The sequence below is a fragment of the Chloroflexota bacterium genome (assembly GCA_016887485.1).
GTDB lineage: Bacteria > Chloroflexota > Anaerolineae > Anaerolineales > Anaerolineaceae > Brevifilum.
Map to the genome: position 1 here is coordinate 25909 of CP069394.1, position 22788 is coordinate 48696.

Sequence of the window (22788 nt, forward strand, 5' to 3'; positions counted from 1 at the left end):
CAGGAGCGGTGTCAAACCCAATACGGGACTATCCACGCCGGATATTGTCAAAATCCAGACTATGGGATATTTGGTTAAGGGCTGATTTTATGGTTTAATTAACCAACTTTGATAATGCTTATCAGATTTACAAAGAAAAGATATAAAAAATGAGCGATAGTGAAATTCAAACAGCTGCCACCCTGGATGTGACGGCTTTGGTCAAGGAAATATTCAATATCCAAAGCGTGACTGCCGGCGGCCAGCAGCAGCGTTACCACTGGCGTTATGTCGGCCATTTGAAGTCAGATGACAGCGAGGCCGCTTATGACCGGCTGGCCACGGCATTGAAACCGCAGAGCTGGATCCCATTGTTCCGTGAATCCGGTGATGATCAGATCATCCTGATCGTGGATCAACCCCCGGAACAGAGAATCGGGCCGGTGTGGGTGAACATCCTCTTGTTTGCGCTCACCATTCTGAGCGTAATGTTCACCGGCGCTCAGTTTGTCGATACTGAGGTGACCGATCCCTTCCAACTGTCCCTGATCGGTTTTTTGCAGTTCCTCTGGCAGGGCTGGCCTTTCACGGTTGGGCTGCTGTCGATCCTGATGGCGCATGAATTCGGGCATTACCTGGTGGGGCGGGCTCACGGTGAAAAAGTGACGCTGCCCTATTTCATCCCCTTACCCCTTTCCGCTTTTGGGACAATGGGCGCCTTTATCAATATGAAGGAAGTGCCCCGAAACCGCAAACATCTGCTGGATATCGGCATGGCCGGTCCGCTGATCGGTTTTGTGATTGCAGTGGTTGTGCTCTTTATCGGCCTGTCACTTTCAAGCCTGGGACCGATTGAGACAAGCCTCCCGGAAGGCTATGTGCATTTCATTGAGGGCAATTCACTGCTCTACCTTGGCGCGAAGTATCTGACCTTTGGCAAATTGCTGCCCCAGCCGGTCAGTTATGGCGGCGTGGCGCCGTTTGACTATTGGCTGCGCTATTTCTTCACCGGGCGGCCCTGGCCCCTGGGCGGGCTGGATGTGATCATTCACCCGGTGGCCTGGGCGGGCTGGGCCGGTCTGTTCGTCACGGCTATGAACCTGATCCCAGCCGGGCAGCTGGATGGCGGCCATATCCTTTATGTGCTGTTCGGTAAGAAAGTCGCCCAGTGGATCTATCCCGTTATCATTGGTAGCTTGGTTGCCCTGGGATTCTTCTGGAATGGCTGGTGGCTTTGGGCTGGGCTGATCTTCCTTTTCGGACGGCGTTATGCGGAACCCCTGGACCAGATCACCAAGATTGACCGCAAGCGAAAATGGCTGGGTGTGCTGGCTCTGATCGTGTTCTTTCTGACCTTTATCCCTGTTCCACTGGTAATTATTTAATGACTAAATTGAAACTTGGTAAATTAATTCTGACCAAGGCCATAGGCCTGATCGTTTTGCTCTCGGTGCTGTTGGCCGCCTGTGCCACAGATGCAACCCTGACACCCACTGTTGACTCGAGCGCTGAGGCATCGGATGCGACCCAGGCGGCGTTGGAAACCCCAACTCCGCGACCGACAGCAACCCCTTCGCGCCCAATTCAGATGGAAGTGGATGGTGAGGACCTGGCCGGGATCGTTGTGCGGGTTGTGCACCCCTGGGTGGGTGAGATGGCGGATACACTGGATTCGCTGGCGATGCAATTCTCACTTTACAATGAATGGGATATTTGGGTGGAGATGGAATCCGCGGGCAGTGAAGCGGCTGTTGTGGATACGCTGCAATCCGATATCATCGGCGGCAGCCTTCCCGGGCTTGTCATTGTGACGCCCACGCTGTTGGACCAGTTGAATGGCCAATTTTACACGGTCAATTTGATGAATTATTACACCGATGTGGAGTGGGGGGTGAGCGGCGAGGAACAGGCGGATATTCCCGATGTGTTCCTGGACGCATACCGGTCAGATGGGTTGCTTTCCGCCCTGCCGGTTGCACCGCAGGCAACCCTGTTCTTTTACAATCAGACCTGGGGGCAGGAGTTGGGTTTTGCCGGGCTACCCACCACAGCAGACGACTTGGAGAAAATGCTCTGCGATGCGGCTTATCAAAACAATGTGGATGATGTGGATCGGACCGATGGCACCGGCGGCTGGCTGGTGAACCTCGACCCCGACGTACTCCTTTCATGGTATGCCGCTTTTGGCGGGGTGCTGGACCCCGAAACCCTTGAATTCAACAATGAAGCCGGCCAGCAAGCCTTTACCTACCTGGAGACTTTGAGGACGAAAGGCTGCGCCTGGGAATCGGTCAATGTTGATCCTTATGCCTATTTCGCTGAAAGGTTGACGATCCTCTTTGCAGGGGATACCAGTCAGATACCGCAATTAAAAAACTGGATGGCTTCGACCGGCAGCCAGGATAACTGGATGGTAGCGCCCTTTGTGGGCACCGTGGATAGCCCTGTTGTGGTGGATGGCCCTGCGATGTCCATGACGGCCAATTCCGCTGAGATCCAGATGGCCAGCTGGCTGTTCATGAAATATCTGCTTACGCCGGAAGCTCAGGCACGATTGGCGCAAACGGCTTATTCCATCCCGGTGCGGGAATCGGCTTTGAACCTGATGGAGGATTTCGCAGTCCGCAATCCGGAGTGGCTATTGGCCTATCAGTTCACGAGTGATGCTATTGCCGCACCGGTTTCTGAAGCCTGGGGTATTAAACAATGGCTCCTGCAGGATGCTGTCTTCCAACTGCTGCAGCTGGACGCAAACGATTCGATCAAGGCTGAAGACGTTTTGGAGCAACTGGATATCATGATGAACGAACTGGAAGGGACAACGCCCTAATGGCCGAAAAGAAAGCAGTCACAATTTATACCGATGGCGCATGCACCGGCAACCCTGGCCCGGGCGGGTGGGGGGCAATTTTGCGTTCCGGCAGCCATGAGAAGGAAATCTCAGGCGGTGAGGTGGACACCACCAATAACCGGATGGAGCTGCGGGCGGCTTTGGAGGCTTTACGTGCGTTGACGGAACCCTGCCAGGTGACTTTATATACCGATTCGGAATATCTGAAAAAAGGCATTACGGAATGGATGCCAGGCTGGAAGCGGCGCAACTGGCGGCGCAAGGGGGGGAAACTCGCCAATGTGGACCTCTGGATGAAGCTGGATGAGGAAATCAGCCGTCATGAGGTGGCATGGCACTGGGTGCGCGGGCATGCCGGACATGTGATGAATGAACGGGTGGATAAACTGGCTCGAAAAGCGATACCGAAGTAAATAGTAGCTGTTGTAAACGTCTGTCTTATACTGATCTTAAACCCCAATTTCTATAATTATCATCAGAGCTTCAAGGATTCATGAAATCTTGAAGCATATTAACTTCGAGTCGAGAAAACTACCGGCTGGCATATTATTGCCCGTCTATTTGTGTTTTTAGACGAGAGGAGTTCTTCTTATTGAAAAAGTTTAATCGTGTGTTTGCGTTGATCCTGTTTCTGGCCTTGTCAGTTGGCGTTTTGCTGAGCAGCTGCACCCTAAAAAATGACTGCATGGCTGATGACCCCCATCCCATTGGTCTGAATATTGCTGAAAATTATTCAGTGGATTATGACCAGGTGATGGTGTGGTATTGCGAGGATCACGAATTTGATGACATCATTCTGGCCCTTGAAACGGCAGATCTCGTCCCAAGTTTTTCTGGAGACGCCCTATTAGCGATGCGAGGAGACGGGCTTTCCTGGGATGAGATATGGCTGGATATTGGGCTGACAAATTAAAGCCATATAAAGTTTGGAGGTATTGATGACAAAGAGAGGCCTGACTATAGTTGTTGCTGTTGTGTTACTGGCCTTCGCATGGGTTGGTGTGGTTTACGCTCAGGACGATACGGGATATCCCGTTGATGAGACTGAAACCGCCGTACCTACGGAGACAGAAACACCAGAACCCACGGAGGTTCCAACCGAAGAGTCAACACAGGACCCCACGCAAGAACCGACGGAGGATCCGACGACTGAGCCCACTGAGGAGCCAACCCCGGCGCCCACAGAGGACCCGACTGAAGAACCGCCAGTGGATCCGACTGAGACAGATGTGCCTGTTGATACACCGGTTGAGGATAATCCGGTTTGCACAGGTGAACGAGAGCATCCGGTTTTAGCTGGGCTGGCAGCCCGTTATGAAGTTTCCTATGAGGAGCTCGTTGGATATTACTGTGTCAATGACATGGGCATCGGCGAAATTGCTCTTGCACTGGCCACAATTCAACAGACAGATGGGGCGGTTGACCTTCCCACTTTGCTCTCACAAAGGACCGATGGTGATTTGGGTTGGGGTGAAATCTGGCAGGAACTTGGCCTGACCGGTCAGGATCATGGCGGCCTTGCCCTGGGTCATTTGAAGAAGGAAAAGGAGCGAAACCAGGTTCAGGATCAGATCACCAATGAAGGTGAAGATGATTCTATCCAGAATGAGGAAAAGCTCAAAAAAGATAAGGAAGATAAACCCGTCAATTCACCTCCTGGGCAGGAGAAAAAGAATAAGGATGGCGGTGAATTCATGCCACCCGGCCAGGAAGACAAGATGGATGACGGTAAGCGTGGAAATGGCCACCACTAACTAGTAATTTTGTAAACCAAAAGCCCCTTCTTGATGATTCAAGAAGGGGCTTTTTTATTGTTTCTCAATTTCTAAGGTTCGACCGGATAGCCCGCCTGAATCCAGGCATCGAGACCACCCAGGATCGGATTGGACCGTTCAAAACCAGACTGTAAGAGGATGAACGCCGCACGGGCGCTCGTGTTCTCAGCCGGTCAGGTACAGTAGGTGATGTACCAGGTCGAAGGGTTGAGTTCGTTGATCCTATTTTCCAGCTGATCCAAGGGTATGTTGATTGCTCCTGCGATATGCTGCTGGGCGAATTGGTCCTCGCTTCGAGTATCCAAAATCACGGCCCCATTTTGCTGGGCTTGATAGGATTCTTCTGCTGTGACCCGGACGACTTCGTCCTGACTGGATACGGCTGTGGGGTTTTCGATATTGGCTTGTCGTGCATTATTGGCAATCGCCAACCCGACGATACTGATAAGTACCACACCTCCCATCAGGAGGATTGGAAGCAGACCGCTTTTCTTTTTCTTTTTCATTGAACCACCTTTTTATCTACGAATAATTATTTAAACCGGCGAAGCCGGAGGCTGTTGGTTACAACAAAAACACTGCTAAAGGACATTGCACCGGCAGCCAGCATTGGGTTTAGCAAGCCCATGGCCGCTGCGGGGATCAAGATCACGTTATAGATGAATGCCCAGAACAGGTTTTGTTTAATGGTTTTGAGGGTCTTGCGGGAGAGGGCAATGGCTTTGGGAACGCCACGCAGGTCACCGCTGATCAACACGACCGGGGCAGAGGCCATGGCGACATCCGTACCGGTGCCGATGGCAATCCCGATATCGGCTTGCGCCAGGGCGGGGGCGTCATTGATCCCGTCACCGACCATGGCGACGATCTCACCTTTTTCTTGCAACCCTTTGACCTGAGTGGCCTTTTCACCCGGCAGCACTTCAGCCAGGACCTGGTCCACACCGACCTGACGGCCGATGGCTTCGGCTGTTTTTTGATTGTCGCCGGTGACCATGGCCACTTTCAGGCCCATCTTGTGCAGTTCGGCGATGGCTTCGAGGGAGCCATCCTTGACCGTATCGGCCACACCAATGGCCGCAGCCAGTTGGTTATCCACGGCGATCAGAATGACGGTGTTAGCCGCTTCTTCAAGCTCGTGAATGGCTGGTTTAAGTGGGCTGATATCAATGTTCTCTGCTGCCATCAAGCGCTGGTTACCGACCAACACCTGTTTGCCGTCCACTTCCGCCCGGACGCCTTGCCCGGCGATAGCCGAAAAGCCCAGAGGTTCGCCCAGTCGCAGGTCACGGGAATTGGCTTCTGCGGTCAGGGCTTCGCTCAGGGGATGTTCGCTCCCGGTCTCGGCGGAGGCGGACAAACGGATTAGTTCATCCTCGCCATCCGGGAAATCATGGAGATGGATAGCGGTGACGGCCGGCTGACCTTTGGTGATTGTGCCGGTTTTATCCAGTACGACGGTGGTGATGGCTCCGGCTTGTTCCAGGCTTTCACTCTTTTTGATCAGGATGCCCAGTTGCGCACCCTTGCCTGTACCAACCATGACAGCGGTGGGTGTTGCCAGCCCCATTGCGCAGGGGCAGGCGATGACCAGCACGGCGACCATGTTGATCAGGGCGCGGGTGAACAGGCTGACATTGGCGTCAGCGGGTAAGGGTACCAGGAAGTACCAGACCACGAAGGTGACGGCAGCGATACCGATCACGGTGGGGACGAAGATCGCCGAGATCTTATCGACAAGATTTTGGATGGGGGCTTTGCTGGCCTGGGCTTCTTCTACCAGTTTGATGATCTGCGCCAGGGCTGTTTCCTTCCCAATCCGGGTGGCTTCAAATTTTAGCAGGCCCAGTTTGTTGATTGTGCCGCCGATGACTTCGTTACCTGGGTTTTTGCCCACAGGCAGGGATTCGCCGGTCAGCATGGATTCATCCACACTGGAGCGGCCATCCACCACAACGCCATCTACCGGGATTTTCTCACCAGGATGGACCAGGACCAGATCGCCAACATCCACCTGATCAATCGGCACTTCAATTTCAACGCCATCTCGGATGATGTAGGCTTTGCGGGGTCGCAGGTTCATTAGCTTGCGGATTGCATCGCTGGCGCCGCCTTTGGCCCGGGCTTCAAAGTATTTCCCAAGCCGTACCAGGGTGATGATCATCGCAGAGGTCTCAAAATAGGCATGTCCGGGGATCAATCCCAGGGTGATCGGGATGGAATAGAAATAAGCTGCGGAGGAACCAAGCGCTACCAATACGTCCATATTGGCCGACCCGCTGAGGATGGACTTGAAACCGTTCTGGTAGTATTGCCAGCCGACATAAAATTGTACGGGCGTTGCCAGGGCCCACAGCACATAGTTCAGCCAGGGCAGGTTGGCGATCGATGCGGGCAGCAGGCCCATATCGCGGCCCATTGAAAGGATGAACAGCGGGAGGGTGAAAATCACACCGGCGATCAGCAGACGGCGCTGTTGTTGGATTTCCTTCTGACGGGCAGTGGCTTCAGCGTCTTCCATATTTGCGCCATCTTCAGCCACTTCGAACCCCGCTGAGCGGATGGCCCGGCGAAGCTCATTCTGGCTGATGATTGTAGGGACGTATTTTACAGAGGCTTTTTCAGTGGCTTGGTAAGCAGAGGCTTCAATCACACCATCCAGGGCGTTGAGGACTTTTTCGAGCCGTTTGACATCCGCCGCATCCGATAAATTGCGGATGGAGAGGGAGGCCTGGCCCATTGCCACATCGTAGCCGGCCCGCTGGACCCGGGTTATCATGTCCGTCAAGGTGGCTTTCGTTGGATCGTAGCTTACGGCAGCGCGTTCTGATGAAAGGTTCACATTGGCGGTATCAACGCCATCCACCTTCTTCAGGTTGCGCTCCACCGTTGCTACGCAGTTGGCGCACGTCATCCCCAGGATGGGGAGCGTGGCATGTTTTTCGTTTGCCATAGGGTTGTCAGTCTACTACGGGGTAATTGATCTCCGCCAAGGTGTCACGCAGGGCTTGTTCTGTGGCGGGTTCGTCATACTCAACCGTCACGAGCTTCGTGTTCAGATCAGCGTTGACTTTGGAAACGCCTTCCAGATCGGAAAGTTCCATAGATATGGTATGGGTGCAGTGGTTGCAGTGCATGGCGGGAACGTTTAAAGCAATTGTCTTCATGGGGTTTCTCCTAACCAATAAGTGTTTTGTTGAAAGAATTAACTACGGTTGGCAGCATCAAAAACTTCAGTGACCTCATTGAGCACGCGCTGCCTTTCTGCTGGGTCATTATCCTGGATGGCACTCAGGACACATGAATTCAGATGTCCGTCAAGGATTTGAGAGCTGACCTTGTTGAGAGCACCTTGGACAGCCTGGATCTGGCGGATGATGTCAATACAATATTTATCTTCTTCCAGCATCCTCTGGATCCCGCGAATGTGTCCTTCGATGGTCTTTAGCCTTTGAATTTCGTCTTTATGGTCATGTACCATCTGGTTTTTCTCCTAATACCCCTCCCCCAGGGGGGGTGGGTAAGTTAATTTAGATAAATAATACTATATTAGTCACAATAAGTCAATTAGAAATGTAATAAATACGATTTTGATTGCCGATGTGCTTCCAGGGGGGAACCAGTATAATAAACGCTGGTTTATTGGAGGATGATTTGCAAAAGAAACAGCTAGGCCTGCTGCTCATGTCCATCTCGGCGATTGGGCTGGGGGTGACGACGATCTTGATGAAAATATTGCCTGCCGAATCCGGGATGACGCCCGGGCAGATAGCGGTTTGGCGCTTCCTCATTGCCGCACCTCTGATGTGGCTCCTCACGATGGTTCAAAAGAAGGATAAGAATGTTATCCCGGACAAAATGGGGTGGCTGATTGCATTGGGTGGAATTTATTCCATGGCGAGTTTGTTTGCACTGTTGGCTCTGCGCCGGCTGCCATCTTCAATTTACGTCATCATCCTGTTCTTCTATCCCTCGCTGGTTGTGATCTATCACCTTTTGCGACGCAAGCCCGTTCCGCGCCTCTGGTGGCTGGGATTGCCGATGACGGTGATCGGCTTGATCCTGACTGTTGCACAATTTGGACAGCCTGTGGAACTGGACCTGCTTGGGATTCTGCTTACGGTTCTCAATGGCCTGGCGATCATCGCCTATACGCTCCTGAGCGAAAAGGTCTTTGCAGGGATGGGTGACCGTCAACTCGGTTCCACCTGGGTGATGACCGGGGCGATGATGATCGGGCTGGGTTTGATTGCGCTTTATGGTTTTGCAATGCCTCAATCCCTGATGGGCTGGGTGTATTTGCTGACCTTAGGAGTTGTTGGTACTCTCATTCCTATCTATGCCATGAATGTCGGCATCCAAATGCTTGGGTCGGCTCGCAGTTCGGTTGTTTCCACCCTGCAGCCGGTTGTGGCAGTGCTGGCCTCTACGATCTTCCTGAATGAAGAGCTGACGCCCTGTCAATGGCTGGGTGGTGCCATTGTAATCATAGCGATCGTCCTCCTGCAGCGCAGCCCAGATGCTCATTCTGGGATTAGAGGTGAATAAAGGTTATGGAAAGCGCTGGTAAAAAGCGTAAATTAAATAGCTGGATTATTCTGGCAGTTTTGGTTCATGTTGTCATTGGGGGGGCAATGGCTCCTTTGCGTTATGCCCAGACTGTTGTGGGATTACCGGCGCTTGGAACAGTTGCGATTGGTGATTTGATCGCTTTCGCAATTATGGCCGGGTTCACAATCCCCAGAGTTAAGAAAGAATTCTGGCGATCTAAAACGCTGTGGCTGATGGTATTCATTGTTGTAACCCGAACCGTCTTCTGGACCCTTTCTGGACGGTTTACCCAAACCTATCTGGCTCAGATGGTAAATCTTCTTGCGCCGTTTTTTGTTGTTATTTTTGATCGGTTTGTTAATAAAACCAAATTACCCAGGTTCACTCTACTTGCCATCACCTTCTCTGTGGTTGGCGGCTTCTTATTGATTTTTGGTGGGCTGCAAAATCAGCCCATCGTGGGATTACTCACCCGAAGTGACTGGATTGGTCTTGGCATGGCGTTGCTGGCGACCTTTGGGATTGCTGCCTATATGGTCATTGTGAAATATGGGCAGGGGATAGGGCTGCCGTTTGAAGCTGTTTATATTTCCCAGGTTGGTGCTATCGGTGTGGTGGTACTGGTTCTGAGTCTGATCCTTGGTGAAAACTGGTCTGCTTTTTTACATGTGGACTGGAAATCCATCTTGGTGATTCTTTTCTATGCGCTTGTGATGGAAATTGGGGTGAAGATTGGAAATATCACCGTGATCAGGAAATTGGGTGCGCCACTTGTCAGCAGTATGCTGGCTGTTCGGTTAGTCGCAGCAATTTTTGCAGGTTGGCTGATTTTGGGGGAGAAACCTGAATCCCTTTTACAATGGATCGGCGCTGGGATTGTGGTTCTGACTATAACCTGGTACCTTTCACAACAAGATGGGCACCAAGATTGAATTTGTCCTTTATACTTCTTTTTATTCGTTTTAATCCTTATCATCGGAGACCACATTTATGACCTACTCAGAAAAACACGCCAAGGTTCACCCTATTGGCCGATTTGTATTGTTATTAGGGGCGAACCTGACGTTGATGGCCGGTTCAAGTTTATCGCCGGGCCTGCCTGCCATAACTGCTGAGTTCCAGCACGTCCCCGGAATTACATTCTGGACGTCTATGGTATTAACCCTGCCGGCGTTGTTTGTAGTATTAGGTGGGCCTTTGATGGGCTTTCTGGTCGATCGCTTTGGGCGAAAACCTGTTTTGATTGGTTCCTTGTTATTGGGGGGACTCGGAGGCAGTTCGGCCGTCCTGATGCATTCTCTGCCCGCAATCATGGTGACCCGCGCACTGGTGGGTTTGGGGATTGCTGGCTCTATGACCGCGACCAATTCACTGGTGGCGGATTATTTCAGTGGGGACGCCCGGGCAAAATTCCTGGGCCAGGTTACAGCCTTTACAGGCTTTGCTGGTGTTATATTCATGCCCTTTGGGGGGCTCCTGGCGAGTCTGAATTGGCATTATGCTTTTTTCTCGTATCTCCCCGCCCTGATCTTTGCCCCCCTGACCATTTTTTTCATCCATGAGCCAGAAATAATTAGGGCGGATGTGTCAGAGGTGATGACGACCAAGCTAAAACTTAAACCGTTGTCGCTTTACATCGTCATTGCAATTATGCTCAACCAACTGGCATTTATGTCGGTTCCTGTGTTCATTGCCAGTTATCTGCAAAAATTAGTTGGGGCCGACAGCATCCAGGTTGGCTTGATCGGGGCTTTCTCCGGTTTGTTTTCATTTTTGGGCGGTCTGATTTATGGCCGGATTAACAGGAAATTTGACTACCTAAAGATCAATACAGTGTCCTTCCTGGCCTACAGTTTCGGCTTCCTGGCCATTGGCCTGGCGAAGGACTGGAGTTTGATCGTGGTGGGTGAGGTCCTGGTGGGCTTTGGGATGGGCGTGATCCCATCAAACCTGACCACCTGGTTGGCGCACGAAGTCCAGCCAATGGTGCGGGGTCGGGCAAATGGTTTGTTTGTTACGATGATGTTCCTTGGTAATTTTTTAACATCGATTCTCTTGACACCAATCATTCAGGCCACCAGCATTAAATCAGCTTATTACATCAGTGCTTTGGTGGTCGCGATGGCTAGTGTGGCAGGTGTGATCGTGCATAAGCGAATGGCTAGAACTTCACTGGTACAAAACGGTGTTGATTAAGCAGGGACGCCCCAGAAAGGAGAAGGCAGGATGCGGAAAATGATTCTTGGCGGCTTGGCTGGGGGATTGGTTATTCTGGTTTTTGCTCTGTCAATTATCTTTTTGATGAACTCGCTGTCCCCTGGTTTTACAGCGGGTGAGGTCGGATTGATCGGTTTGGCACCAGCCCTTCTGGCACCCATGGCGGGTGGTTTTCTGGCGGGGCTGTTAGCGAAAGAAAAAGCCCACCAAGCCGGCTGGATCGCTGGCGGCCTGGCTGGCCTGGTGATCCTGGTAGTCTGGGTTGTGCTGATGGGATTCAGCATACAGGCCATTCTGCGCGGGATGGTGCTCTGCCTGGTGATCGCGATGGTGGCAAGGGCCTTTGCCGGTTTTGCTAAACCGAAATAAGCGATTTCTTCAATGATACTTCTGTTGACGAATTATTGACGGATTTCTGACAAATTTCCAATAGTTGGGGAATAGAATAACAGCATGAGATGAGAGATGGAACCTCATCTTCTTCTCCTTTTCTATTGAAACAAATCCACCCGGTAGATTGCCGGGTGGATTTGTTTAAGGCGAAGAAAGGTTTTCTGCCTTAGCCCCGGTAGGCCGGGACAGGGATGATCAGGACCTGGCAGAGCCGACTGTCCTGCAGGCGGCTGTTCAAGCGGGGATCCAATTCTTCAGATTTGCTGGATGTCGTGATGACAGTCGGCAATTCTGCATTATAGCGATAATTAAAGAGTTGGTAGAGCTTTTCCCTGGCCCAGGGCGTGGCGGATTGCGTCCCGAGGTCATCCAGGATGAGCAAGGGGGACTTGCGAACCTCTTCAAAGCGCCGGTCGAGTGACACGGTGCTGTTCGGGCTGAAAGTTGCCCGGAGGTGATCCAGCAGGTCCGGCACACTGACCATCAGCGGCGGATAGCCCGTCGCTGCCTGATAGTTGCCAATCGAGGCAGCCAGGTGGGTCTTGCCACAGCCAAAAGGTCCGGTGAGGAGCAACCAACCGCGGGGGTGTTCAGCAAAGTCACGGGCGGCTTCAAAGGCGTTCTTTAAATCCTTGAGATTCTCAGTGGCTATCTTCTCGTTTCGTCGCAGACTGAAATTGCCAAAGGTCTGGCGGCTATGGAGGGCCAATGAGGACAGTTCCGGGTGACCGGTGTCGTCGGTGGGATTGCGATAGTCAGGTGCGAGGATCTTAACCACTGTGACGAGGTTGGGGTCCTGCACCCGTGAACGGATTCGGCCTTCAAAATCATCAATCATGATATTGCTGGTGATCACGGTTGGCAGTTGGTTCACGTAGCGGTGGTTGATGATCTGGAATATCTTCTCCTGAGCCCAGGCTGTGGCGTTTTGGGTGCCAAAGTCATCGAGGATCAACAGAGGGATCTCACGAATCTCCTCAAAGCGATCTTCAAAGCTCATCTCGGAGCCGCCATAAGCAAACCGCAACCAATCCAGCAGATCCGGCACGGTGAGGAACAGGGTGGGAACACTGGCTTCAATCGCGGCATTGGCAATGGCGGCTGCCAGGTGGGTCTTCCCGCAGCCAAAGCGTCCCATGAGCAATAACCAGCCTTCACGATTTTCGGCGAAAGTCTTCGACTGATTGAAGGCATTTTCGAGGGAGTCTGCTTGAAGCATACCCAGGCCAACCCGACCGCGTTTCTCAAAATTCTCAAAACGCAGGTCTTTGAGCGCATCCAGGCTGCTCATCCGGTAGAGCCGGGAGCGAGCGGACTGGGTGACTTCTTCCGCCCGGCAACTGCAGGGGACGATCTTACCAAAATCCGGATGGTCAATGGGCAGGTCGCGTCGCAGCCAGCCGATACCTTGACAAATGGGGCAATTAGGATCGCCGGGCATTTGCACCTGGCGGATCGGACCATCCTGTCCATTCTCAGTCATGTCCGAGCCAGCTTTCCCGGTAGTCTTCCGGATTCTGTGAACGGTCTCGTCGATTTTGCTCATTGCCACGTCCTTTATTTTGCCAGTTCTTCAAAATGGTCTGGACATACTTCCAGTTGCGAATATTCCTTGAGACGGCCTCGCGGACGGCTTCTTCAATCCATTCAGGCGGATATTCTTCTTCATCCGTCTTGAGAATTTCCGCCACCATGGGAGTCAGTGGGCCGATGTTGCTTTCGTATAGTTTATATATATTCGGTTTCTCAGGCGCCATTTGGACGGCCTGACGGGGTTGACCGGTCTCCTGCCAGGTGCCGGCTTCGATTGCCTGAACGGCAGCCTGTCCCTGGGGAGCGTTGATGAAATAATAAGTCTCATTCATCCAGGGCAGCTCTGCCTGCAAAACAGCACCCAAAGCGACCAATTCATGAATTGCCTTGCCGATCTGTGCTTCACCCCCGAGCATAGTGACAAGGGTGGGGTCCCCGGTCAGGTCCATCATCCGCACGTAGTGGACCCGGGTGGGGTCCTGTTCCAGATGCCAGAACAGATAGAGCATCAACTGGATTTGAGCGGGATCCGATAACAGGGGGAGCAGGGTGGTAAAAAAAGCTTCCGGCAGTCGGACGGCCGGGGATTCGCTGGCTTGAAATCCGGGAAAGGGTGGGGTGGTTTCAGGGGACACGCAGCGCCTCTTTCTTACCGATCCATCTGACTGCTGCGGGCGGCATTTTCAAACTTTGCCAATTCATTGATGAAGACCATACCGATTCCGGGGTGGGTGGGGCCGTTCCTGTGCTTGGCGACCACCATTTCAGCCTTGTTACGTTCTTCCTGGTTCTCGCTGAGCGGGTCACGATGGATGAACATCACGATATCTGCGTCCTGCTCCAGAGAACCCGATTCACGCAGGTCGGAGAGCTGGGGCCGTTTACCCTCGCGGTGTTCGACTGCACGGGAAAGCTGCGCCGCAGCCAGAACAGGCACGTTCAATTCACGGGCGAGGACTTTCAGGTTACGGGAGATGTTGGAGACTTCCTGCACCCGGTTGTCCGTATGGCTGTCGCCGGTCATCAACTGGAGGTAATCCACGATGACCAGATCGAGGCCGTACTCGAGATGCAGCCTGCGGCACTTGGTCCGCAAAGCCAGCGGGGTAATGGCTGGCGTGTCATCGAGGAAGATCATCGCATGGTCGTAGGCTTCCAGCGCCTGGAAAAAGACATCCCATTCGTTGGGGTTTAGCTTGCCGGAGCGCAGTCGCTGGGTATCAATCTTGGTATCCATCGCGATCATACGCTGGAGGAGCTGCTCGTTGGACATCTCCATTGAGAACATCGCGACGTGTTTTTTGTGCACCAGGGCAGCGTTCCGCATAGTGCCAAGCATGAAACCGGTCTTACCCATACCAGGGCGGCCAGCGATGATCAACAGGTCGGATTTTTGCAGACCGCCTAAAAGGTTGTCGAGATCGATCAGGCCGGTTGGGACGCCATAGATGTCATCGGGACGCCGGGAAAGCTCGTCAATCCGCTCGTAATAATCCCGAACGACTTCTTTGATCGGGACCAAGTCCCGCTTGATGCGTCTCTCGCTGACATTGAAAAGGGATTTTTCCGCCTCATCCACGACGGTGTCGATGGATTGATCCTGGCGGTAGGCTAATTGCGCAATTTCATTGGCGGCTTCCAGCATCCGGCGGCGGATGGCGTTCTGCTCAATGATCCGCCCATAGGATTCAGCGTGGAACGCGTTGGGCGCCCGGTTGATCAGAGAGATCAGATAGACCTGACCGCCGATCTCGTCAAGCTGGCCCCGGTTGGAGAGCGTCTCCGTGAGGGTTACGAGGTCAATTGGCTGACGGGTTTCACTGAGGTGGTGGAAGCAATCCCAGACCCACTGGTTGCGGACGATGAAGAAATCATCCACGCTCAGGAATTGGGCGACATCCAGATAGACTTCCGGATTGATCAGAACGGCGCCGATCAGGGCTTCTTCCGCCTCGCGGTTGCTGGGCAGGGTCAGGGCTTCTGAAAGGGTTTCGTCATTAAGTTTGAAGTCATCACTCATGCTGGACTCGTTATCTGGGTTTGGAAATTTTGATAGGTTAATCCCTATTGTATAAAAAACCGGGATCAGGTTTCAACTGAAACCTCCCGGTTAATTATAACGCGTTCAGGGTCTGAAAAGTCAGTCTTCGTCCCCCGTTTGGGGAAAATTGTCTTCTTCGTCCTGGTCGTTTTCGTTTAGGTCCATGCTTTGCAGGAAGTCCTCAAATATATCCAAATCTTCATCATTTGAACTGAAGTAAAGCGGGCCTTTTTGATCTTCATCTTCCATGTCGACGATATCCTCTTCGGGCATGATTCCGGCTTGTTCCATTACGGATTCTGAGATGTAGATCGGCACTTTTGTGCGTGCGGCCAGTGCCAGGGCATCTGAGGGCCGGCAATCAACCTGGCTTCGGACGCCTTCGTTCTCGAAAATGAGATTGCCATAGAAAACATCATCGGAAAGAGATGTGATTTCAACCTGAATCAGCTTGGCATTCAGAGTCTGGATCAGGGTTTTAAGCAGGTCATGGGTTTGGGGCCGGGCAACCTGGATATTCTGCAAGGCAATTGTGATCGCTTCGGCCTCATATAGACCAATCCAAATTGGCAGGTAGCGTTCTACCTCTTTTTCTTTTAGAATAACAATCCGCTGTTGATTGGTCAGGCTGACGCGGACGCTGTCGATTTCGACCTCGATCATCCGGGGCATATTGTTCTCCTGGTGTTGATGGGCTTTTTTGATTCTAACACGCCGGGTAGGTTGGTGCAACTTATTAAGATAAAAAATTCCATCTGAGTCTTTAAGGTTTTTCGTGTATAATCGGAGTCATTGAGGTTGATGCTCTAGACAAAAACCTGGTCTAATCCTCCGATGCATTATCATTATAAGAGCAGCCTTTATAAAAGAAATTGGGAAAAGCCACTTTTTCTAAAGGTTGTTGCCCATTAATTTGTACTGGGTTACCCTTCAGTAATATGATATTTTCTTAGGCCAGAAACTTAATTGTCTTTTTTTAGTTAATCTCAATGATAGACCAGTACATAAGGAATTCATTTTGAAGCAATCAAAAAAACTAGCCATACTACTCATCGAAGGCACAAGAGGAGATCATTCCTGTTTCTCAAAAGAACTTAAGGAAAAGGGATATGATGTCAACTTTGCTCGTAGTGGCAGCGCTGGTCTGAAAATTCTTGAAAACCTTACCCCCCATGTTTTAGTTATTGATGCCGCCTCCCTCAGGACGAGTGGGGTGAGGATCTGCCAATCCTTTCGCAAAGCCGATAGTGAAATACCGATCGTTTTGGTCGTTGAAGAAAATGTGGAAGTGCCAGAGGATGTGGATGCGAATTTGGTTCTGCGGCTGCCCTTCACCGTCCAGAAATTGATCAACCGGATCAAAGCCTACGAACCCACGGATGATAAATTCATCCTTGAGGCTGGGCCCATCGAGCTTAATGTGCAAACCCAGTTAGTGACCTGTAACGGTCAGCTGACCAAACTGACGCCTCGGTTGGTGAAGATCTTGAAAATGTTGATGAAGAATAAGGGTAAAGTGGTGGAACGGGATCCATTGTTCAAATCGGTGTGGGAGACAAATTACACCGGTGATACCCGTACATTGGATGTGCATATCAGCTGGCTGCGCCAGGCGATCGAGGATGACCCTCGCCATCCGGAACTGATTCGGACCGTGAGAGGTGTTGGATATATTCTGGATGTTTGAGCTGATTTGGGGTAAAAAGGCGAAATAATCTGAACCCCATCCGGGGTTTTTTATTTTCTGCTTTACAATTGACCTTCGAAGAGTAAAATGAATTGCAGTATGCATTAAAAAAGGAAAATTAATGGACTCCAAGAAAAAGAAATATATCCTGTTGAGTTGTGGCGTTTTATTGATTGTCGCCTGTGTTTGTATTGTCCTAATCGCTGTCACTGGTCTCGGTGTTTCACTGATCTGGCCTTTTGGTCAATCTAACACTAACACCACGGATGTCATCACTGAAGTGGTTGTGGCGCCGACGGATGCCCAGGTGGAAACCGAAGTTACCGCCACCGGTGCGGTCACAGAAGAACCTGCCGCAACAGACGAACCGACAGTGAGCAACTTCCCGGAAGAAATGCTCGATACGGCCACTGCCATTGAAGAGCAGGTACAGGATTTGCGAGGCCTGACGGCGACCGAGGATTTTAACCGTGAACTTATCACGGAAGCAGAACTCGCTGAAACCGTCAGGACTGAGTTCTTTGCAGATTATACCGACGAGGAAGCCCAGCAAGATGCTCTTGCCCTGGGAACTCTCGGACTTCTCCCTCCGGATTTTAACTTGAAGCAATGGTACACCGATCTTTATAGCGAACAGATCGCGGGTTATTACGATGATGAGATCAAGACCATGTTTGTGGTGCAGGATACAGGTTTTGGTGGTTATGAGAAGCTGACCTATGCCCATGAATATACCCATGTCTTGCAGGATCAGGTTTATGGCTTTGATGACATACTGGATATGAGTGAAGAAGCCTGCCAGGCGGATTCGGAGAAATGTGCTGCCATCCAGGCTGTGGTCGAAGGTGATGCCACCGTTTCGGAACTGCTCTGGTTCAGTGAAAACGGCACGCGGGCGGACTATAACGACATTATGGATATGTATGATAGCTTTGAATCCCCTGTGATGGATTCAGCGCCACCCTACATGGAAGCCGATCTGTATTTCCCCTATGAAGCTGGTCAGGTTTTTGTTGAGACCTTTATGGAAGAGGGCGGGTATGCCAGTTTGGCTGAGGTCTATGACAATTTACCTGTGTCCACAGAGCAGATCATGCACCCGGAGCGCTACCCGGCTGACACCCCGATCCCGGTGGACTTGCCCGATATGACGGATATCCTTGGTGAGGGCTGGGCTCTTTATGACCAGAACGTGATGGGCGAATGGTATACCTACCTGATCCTCAATAAGGCTTATGACCTCGACTGGCAGCTTTCTGATGAAACCGCCGGCGAGGCTGCCGAAGGTTGGGGCGGAGATGCCTATGCTATCTATCTGAATGAGGATACCAATCAGGTTGTTTTTATCCTGGATTATGTCTGGGATTCAAATGCTGATGCGGAAGAATTTGCGACCGCTTTTCGAAGTTATGCAGACGCCCGCTGGAATTCAACCGACTCCTTCATCCTTGGCCATTATGCCTGGACGGGTGTGGATGGCGTGATTGATTTCTTCCAAAACGGTGCTCGTACCGTCTGGGTGATTGCACCAGACACACAAATTATCGAATCGTTGATGTTTGAACTGGAATGAACGGAAGACCTGAGGGTTTTGGCGAATTAGACCGCTCGCGTGTGCGCGGGTTGCTATTTGATGTTGATGGCACGCTGAGTGACACCGACGATCATTGGGTGCAGCGCTTTACAAAACGGTTGACCCCGTTTTCAGGTCTGTTTGCTGATCGTGATCCGAAAAGGTTCGCCCGTTGGGTTGTGATGTCAGTCGAGACGCCCGCCAACTTTCTTTATAGTTTGGCTGATCGCGTTGGCATAGACAAACCCATCTTCACATTTGTAAATTGGTTGTTCCAAAAAAGCCGGTCCCGTAGCGCTATCCAGGACCGGTTTTTAATTATCCCCGGCGTCAAAGAGATGCTAGCAAGACTGCACGGGAAATTCCCGATGGCGGTGGTCAGCGCCAGGGACGAAAAGACAACCCTGGCTTTTTTGGATCTATTTGGGTTGACACCCTACTTTGATGTCGTAGTCACGGCCCATACCTGCGAACATACCAAACCTTTCCCTGAACCAGTGATCTATGCCGCCGAAGCGCTGGGGCTGGACCCTGATCAATGCTTGATGATCGGTGACACTATCGTGGATATCAAAGCCGGTAAGCTGGCCGGTGCGCAGACTGTGGCTGTACTTTGCGGATTTGGGCAGCGGCAAGAGTTGGAGCGGGTTGGTGCAAATGTCATCCTCGATAGTTCGGCAGAGTTGGATAGCTTTCTCGTCGCAGAACATCTAGAATAGGGTTGATGTTGGCTGATATGGAAAACAAGTATCCCTACCCTCGATATCAATTTAGACGGGGTGTATTGAAGGCTGGGATTTCACCTCTGGCACATATCTTATCCCGTTTTACGATCGTGGGTAAAAAGAATATTCCCACGGATGGCCCTTTGATCGTGGTCACCAATCACTTCCATTTTATTGATGCCCCAATTCTGATCCTGGCTGCCCCCTGGCCGCTGGAATTTCTGGCTGATTTTCAGATGCCCAATGTCCCCCCATACCTAAAATTCTTACCGGATTTCTACGGCACCTATGATGTGGAGCAGGGTACGCCTAATTTAGAGGCATTGCGGGCATCAGAGGCTGTCCTGCGACAGAAGGGTGTTTTAGGCATCTTCCCGGAAGGGCGCGTTCACCAACCGCCATTGAAACCCGCTTTGCCTGGTGCCGCCTTTCTGGCGCTGCGCACCGGAGCCCCTATCTTGCCCGTGGGAATCTACAGTGATAACCACTGGGATATCTTTGGTATGATCAAACAAACCGGCCGGAGGATACGGGCGTATTGTCAGTTTGGGCCAGTGTTTGGGCCGCTGAAATCGGATAACCCCCGTCGGCCTTCCCGTGCTGAGATCACTGAAGCAGGAGTGCAGATCATGTCCGCAATTGCTGCTCAGCTCCCGGAAGAGATGCGGGGCGAATACTCGGCGGATTGAGGTTTCGTAACCTTTCTTGTGTTTTTGGTTATAATATTTGTCACGCCTGAGCGAGTAGATGCAAATGGGGCAGGCGATTACCTTTGGAGCCAAGCAACTGGAGCGCACTGATGAAAGATGAGACCGCAATCCAACCCTATGTCCAAAAATACCCCTGGCCACGGCGCCGATTTATCCGCGGCTTGCTATCTGGTGGTATTGATGTGGCAGCCACCCTTTTGACCAATTGGGAGATTATCGGCAAGGAAAATCTGCCCAAAGAAGGGCCGTTGTTAATTGTAGGGAATCATTTCCATTTTCTCGATACAATTGCCCCGATCTACAGCACACGCTGGCCTTTGGAATTCATTGGTGATTTTCAGATGCCCAATGCGCCGATGTTGATGAAGGTTTTCCCGAATGCCTGGCAAACCTTGAAGATCGAGCAGGGCACCCCTAATTTTGAAACCTTGAATGCCTCTGAGGCAATATTGGCCCAGAAGGGCATCTTGGTCATCTACCCTGAAGGCCATGTCCATTCCGGCCCTTTGAACCCGGCGCTCCCCGGAGCGGCTTTCCTCGCCATGCGAACAGGCGCACCGATCATTCCCATGGGAACGATCTCGGATAACAATTGGAAGCTATTCAAGACGCTTAAGGAAAAGAAGAGACCGTTACGGGTCCGCACCCGGATCGGAAAGGTCTTTGGCCCGTTGAAATCCGCCAACACTGGCCGCCCCACCCGTGATGAAATTCGTGAAGCCGGTAAACAGATCATGCAGCAGATCGCTGCCCTCCTCCCGCCAGCCTATCGGGGTGAATTTGACACAGATGCGGCCTGAGTGAGAACAGCCTGAAACAGAGTATTCTTTAATATGAGGATATGGATCGCCTTCTTTCCAAAAGATAGGCGATCTTTTTTATTTTATAATCCATATAAAGGCTCTCTAATACTATTTTGATATTTCAGGCTTAGAATTAGGTGATATTGCGAAGCAAGAGGATTTATATATGGAATATAAGGATTATTACAACACACTGGGCGTAACCAAAACCGCCGGTCAAGATGAAATTAAGAAAGCATATCGGAAATTAGCCCGGAAATACCATCCGGATGTGAACCCTGACGATCCCAATGCGGAAGAGAAATTTAAGGAGATCAATGAGGCCTATCAGGTCCTTTCGGACCAGGATAAACGCCAGAAATATGATCAATTTGGATCGCAATGGAAGCAGTACCAACAGACGGGCGGACGGCCCGAAGACTTTGACTGGTCACGCTGGGCAACCCGCGGCCAGCCTGGCGCTCAATATCGTACGGTCAGCCAGGAAGACCTGGAGCAGATGTTCGGAGGTGGTTTGGGCGGTTTCTCAGATTTCTTTGAAACATTATTTGGCGGAATGGGCGGGGCGCGAACAACCCGTCGCCCTGGTGCCCGTGCGACAAGGCAGAATATGACCAAGGGACAGGATATCCAGCATCCGGTGGAGATCAGCCTCTCGGAGGCCTTTCATGGGACCACCCGCACGCTGTCCTATGAAAACGGTCGGCGGATTGAGGCCAAAATTCCCGCCGGTGTGAAGACCGGTTCCAAGATCCGTTTGAGCGGTCAGGGTGGGGCAGGCGCTCGCGGGTCTGGTGACCTGTATTTGAAGGTGACCGTCTTGCCTGATCCGAAATTCAAACGGGATGGCGATGACCTTCGCATTGATCAGCCTGTGGAATTCTTCACAGCGCTGTTGGGCGGTGAGGTGGAAGTCTCCACGATTGATAAGACCGTGAAACTGACCATCCCTGCCGGAACTGATTCCGGGAAGACCTTCCGGTTGAAGGGCTTGGGTATGCCTGTTCTTGGCAGCACCAAGAAGCACGGCGATCTCTATGCCAAGGTGGAAGTTAGCGTTCCCAAAGACCTGACCGAAGAGCAGAAGAAGAAATTTAAGGCTGCTCAGGAGTCATTGAAGAAGAAATAGAGAGTAAAAACGCCCCTGATAGATTATTTATCAAGGGCGTTTTATTTTGGAGTGATTCATGCGACGATTGGAAATTGTCCCTGACAAGGAAGCACTGGTCCGGGAGGCTGCTGAGATATTTATCAAGGCTGCCCAAGAGCAGATCCGGCAAAAAGGCGTGTTTTCGGTAGCCCTCTCCGGTGGCGGTACACCCAAGCCGGTCTATGCCGAATTGGCGAAACCTGAGAACCGTGAGCGGGTGGACTGGGAAAAAGTGCACCTGTTCTGGGGTGACGAGCGGCATGTTCCACCTGAGGACAACCAGTCCAATTTCAGGATGGTCCGCGAGGCTTTGTTGGACAAGATCGAGATCCCGGCGGAGAATATCCACCGGGTGCGGACTGAGATGGATGTGCGGATGGCCGCATTCCAGTATGAAGAAGAACTGCGTCAGTTTTTTAGTGGGGACTGGCCGGTTTTTGATTTTATCTTTCTGGGGATGGGAAACGATGGTCACACGGCATCCTTGTTCCCAATGTCAGCAGGATTGAACGAGGAATTCCGCTGGTTCATCGCCAATTATGCCCCCAGCATGGATTCATGGCGGCTGACCCTTACGGCCCCGGCGGTCAACGCAGCCAGGTTTATCCTGGTGCTGGTGTCAGGGGAAGCCAAGGCTGACCGCCTGAAAGCCGTGTTAACAGGTCCCCAAGCGCCGTATGAGATGCCAACCCAGATGATTGACCCCAAGGAGGGCGAGATGCTCTGGCTGGTGGATCAAGCGGCTGCAAGTGAGATAAAAGAAGACCTGCTTTGAACGGCAGGTCTTTTTCGTTTAAATT

General features: G+C 51.7%; 24 protein-coding genes. 16 read left to right on the plus strand and 8 right to left on the minus strand.

The annotated features are described in order from the left end of the window. Positions 1–149 precede the first annotated feature (149 nt). The 5 genes from JR338_00125 (at position 150) to JR338_00145 (ending at position 4584) form a co-directional block, all read left to right on the plus strand. Positions 150–1364, plus strand: coding sequence for a site-2 protease family protein (locus JR338_00125; GenBank protein ID QRN83202.1), 1215 nt, complete (start codon positions 150–152; stop codon positions 1362–1364). After that, entirely contained in the window at positions 1364–2809 is a 1446-nt protein-coding gene (locus tag JR338_00130; GenBank protein QRN83203.1) for an extracellular solute-binding protein, read from the plus strand. Before JR338_00125 ends, JR338_00130 begins: the two co-directional genes overlap by 1 nt. Beyond that, positions 2809–3243, plus strand: coding sequence for a ribonuclease HI (gene rnhA, locus JR338_00135; protein ID QRN83204.1), 435 nt, complete (start codon positions 2809–2811; stop codon positions 3241–3243). The genes JR338_00130 and rnhA overlap by 1 nt, the downstream gene beginning before the upstream one ends. 179 nt (positions 3244–3422) lie before the next feature. Next, positions 3423–3743 (plus strand): hypothetical protein, encoded by a 321-nt coding sequence (locus JR338_00140; protein ID QRN83205.1) that lies wholly within the window; start codon positions 3423–3425, stop codon positions 3741–3743. Between the two features lie 25 nt (positions 3744–3768). Continuing rightward, entirely contained in the window at positions 3769–4584 is an 816-nt protein-coding gene (locus JR338_00145; GenBank protein ID QRN83206.1) for a hypothetical protein, read from the plus strand. 194 nt (positions 4585–4778) lie between these two features. Here JR338_00145 and JR338_00150 read toward each other — a convergent pair whose 3' ends face one another. From JR338_00150 to JR338_00165, 4 genes are read right to left on the minus strand one after another with little or no spacing between them, the layout of a single operon-like run. Then, positions 4779–5111, minus strand: coding sequence for a hypothetical protein (locus tag JR338_00150; protein QRN83207.1), 333 nt, complete (start codon positions 5109–5111; stop codon positions 4779–4781). A gap of 26 nt (positions 5112–5137) precedes the next feature. Next, positions 5138–7558, minus strand: a complete 2421-nt coding sequence (locus tag JR338_00155; GenBank protein QRN83208.1) for a heavy metal translocating P-type ATPase — start codon at positions 7556–7558, stop codon at positions 5138–5140. Positions 7559–7565: 7 nt separating this feature from the next. Beyond that, positions 7566–7772, minus strand: coding sequence for a heavy-metal-associated domain-containing protein (locus tag JR338_00160; protein ID QRN83209.1), 207 nt, complete (start codon positions 7770–7772; stop codon positions 7566–7568). Between the two features lie 38 nt (positions 7773–7810). After that, the gene (locus JR338_00165; GenBank protein QRN83210.1) at positions 7811–8086 is read right to left on the minus strand and encodes a metal-sensitive transcriptional regulator; all 276 of its coding nucleotides are present in this window, start codon (positions 8084–8086) and stop codon (positions 7811–7813) included. 173 nt (positions 8087–8259) lie between these two features. Between JR338_00165 and JR338_00170 the strand changes: the two genes are divergently transcribed. From JR338_00170 to JR338_00185, 4 genes are all read left to right on the plus strand, one after another. Further along, the gene (locus JR338_00170; protein QRN83211.1) at positions 8260–9153 is read left to right on the plus strand and encodes a DMT family transporter; all 894 of its coding nucleotides are present in this window, start codon (positions 8260–8262) and stop codon (positions 9151–9153) included. Positions 9154–9239: 86 nt separating this feature from the next. After that, positions 9240–10088, plus strand: coding sequence for a DMT family transporter (locus tag JR338_00175; GenBank protein ID QRN83212.1), 849 nt, complete (start codon positions 9240–9242; stop codon positions 10086–10088). A 58-nt stretch (positions 10089–10146) separates the two neighbouring features. Beyond that, positions 10147–11352 carry an MFS transporter gene (locus JR338_00180; protein QRN83213.1) on the plus strand — a complete coding sequence of 402 codons (1206 nt, stop codon included), beginning with the start codon at positions 10147–10149 and terminating at the stop codon, positions 11350–11352. A 30-nt stretch (positions 11353–11382) separates the two neighbouring features. Further along, positions 11383–11742 carry a hypothetical protein gene (locus tag JR338_00185; GenBank protein QRN83214.1) on the plus strand — a complete coding sequence of 120 codons (360 nt, stop codon included), beginning with the start codon at positions 11383–11385 and terminating at the stop codon, positions 11740–11742. A gap of 190 nt (positions 11743–11932) precedes the next feature. Here JR338_00185 and JR338_00190 read toward each other — a convergent pair whose 3' ends face one another. The 4 genes from JR338_00190 to JR338_00205 form a co-directional block, all read right to left on the minus strand. Continuing rightward, a complete protein-coding gene (locus tag JR338_00190) occupies positions 11933–13312 on the minus strand; it encodes an ATP-binding protein (protein QRN83215.1) in 1380 nt (459 codons plus the stop codon). Further along, positions 13242–13934, minus strand: a complete 693-nt coding sequence (locus tag JR338_00195) for a DnaD domain protein (protein ID QRN83216.1) — start codon at positions 13932–13934, stop codon at positions 13242–13244. Before JR338_00195 ends, JR338_00190 begins: the two co-directional genes overlap by 71 nt. Before the next feature lie 14 nt (positions 13935–13948). Beyond that, on the minus strand, positions 13949–15319 hold the full coding sequence (gene dnaB, locus JR338_00200; protein ID QRN83217.1) for a replicative DNA helicase: 1371 nt from the start codon (positions 15317–15319) through the stop codon (positions 13949–13951). Between the two features lie 120 nt (positions 15320–15439). Then, a complete protein-coding gene (locus JR338_00205; GenBank protein ID QRN84311.1) occupies positions 15440–16003 on the minus strand; it encodes a bifunctional nuclease family protein in 564 nt (187 codons plus the stop codon). Positions 16004–16358: 355 nt separating this feature from the next. Here JR338_00205 and JR338_00210 point away from each other — a divergent pair, with 355 nt between their 5' ends. From JR338_00210 to pgl, 7 genes are all read left to right on the plus strand, one after another. Beyond that, entirely contained in the window at positions 16359–17027 is a 669-nt protein-coding gene (locus JR338_00210; protein QRN83218.1) for a response regulator transcription factor, read from the plus strand. 121 nt (positions 17028–17148) lie between these two features. After that, positions 17149–18600 (plus strand): hypothetical protein, encoded by a 1452-nt coding sequence (locus JR338_00215; protein QRN83219.1) that lies wholly within the window; start codon positions 17149–17151, stop codon positions 18598–18600. Then, complete coding sequence (locus tag JR338_00220; protein ID QRN83220.1) at positions 18597–19319, plus strand: HAD-IA family hydrolase; 723 nt, start codon at positions 18597–18599, stop codon at positions 19317–19319. Before JR338_00215 ends, JR338_00220 begins: the two co-directional genes overlap by 4 nt. Positions 19320–19324: 5 nt before the next feature. After that, positions 19325–20014, plus strand: coding sequence for a 1-acyl-sn-glycerol-3-phosphate acyltransferase (locus JR338_00225; GenBank protein ID QRN83221.1), 690 nt, complete (start codon positions 19325–19327; stop codon positions 20012–20014). Positions 20015–20124: 110 nt separating this feature from the next. Further along, positions 20125–20835, plus strand: coding sequence for a 1-acyl-sn-glycerol-3-phosphate acyltransferase (locus JR338_00230; GenBank protein ID QRN83222.1), 711 nt, complete (start codon positions 20125–20127; stop codon positions 20833–20835). A 169-nt stretch (positions 20836–21004) separates the two neighbouring features. Continuing rightward, positions 21005–21967 (plus strand): J domain-containing protein, encoded by a 963-nt coding sequence (locus tag JR338_00235; GenBank protein ID QRN83223.1) that lies wholly within the window; start codon positions 21005–21007, stop codon positions 21965–21967. A 58-nt stretch (positions 21968–22025) separates the two neighbouring features. After that, positions 22026–22763 (plus strand): 6-phosphogluconolactonase, encoded by a 738-nt coding sequence (gene pgl / locus JR338_00240; protein ID QRN83224.1) that lies wholly within the window; start codon positions 22026–22028, stop codon positions 22761–22763. Positions 22764–22788: the final 25 nt, after the last annotated feature.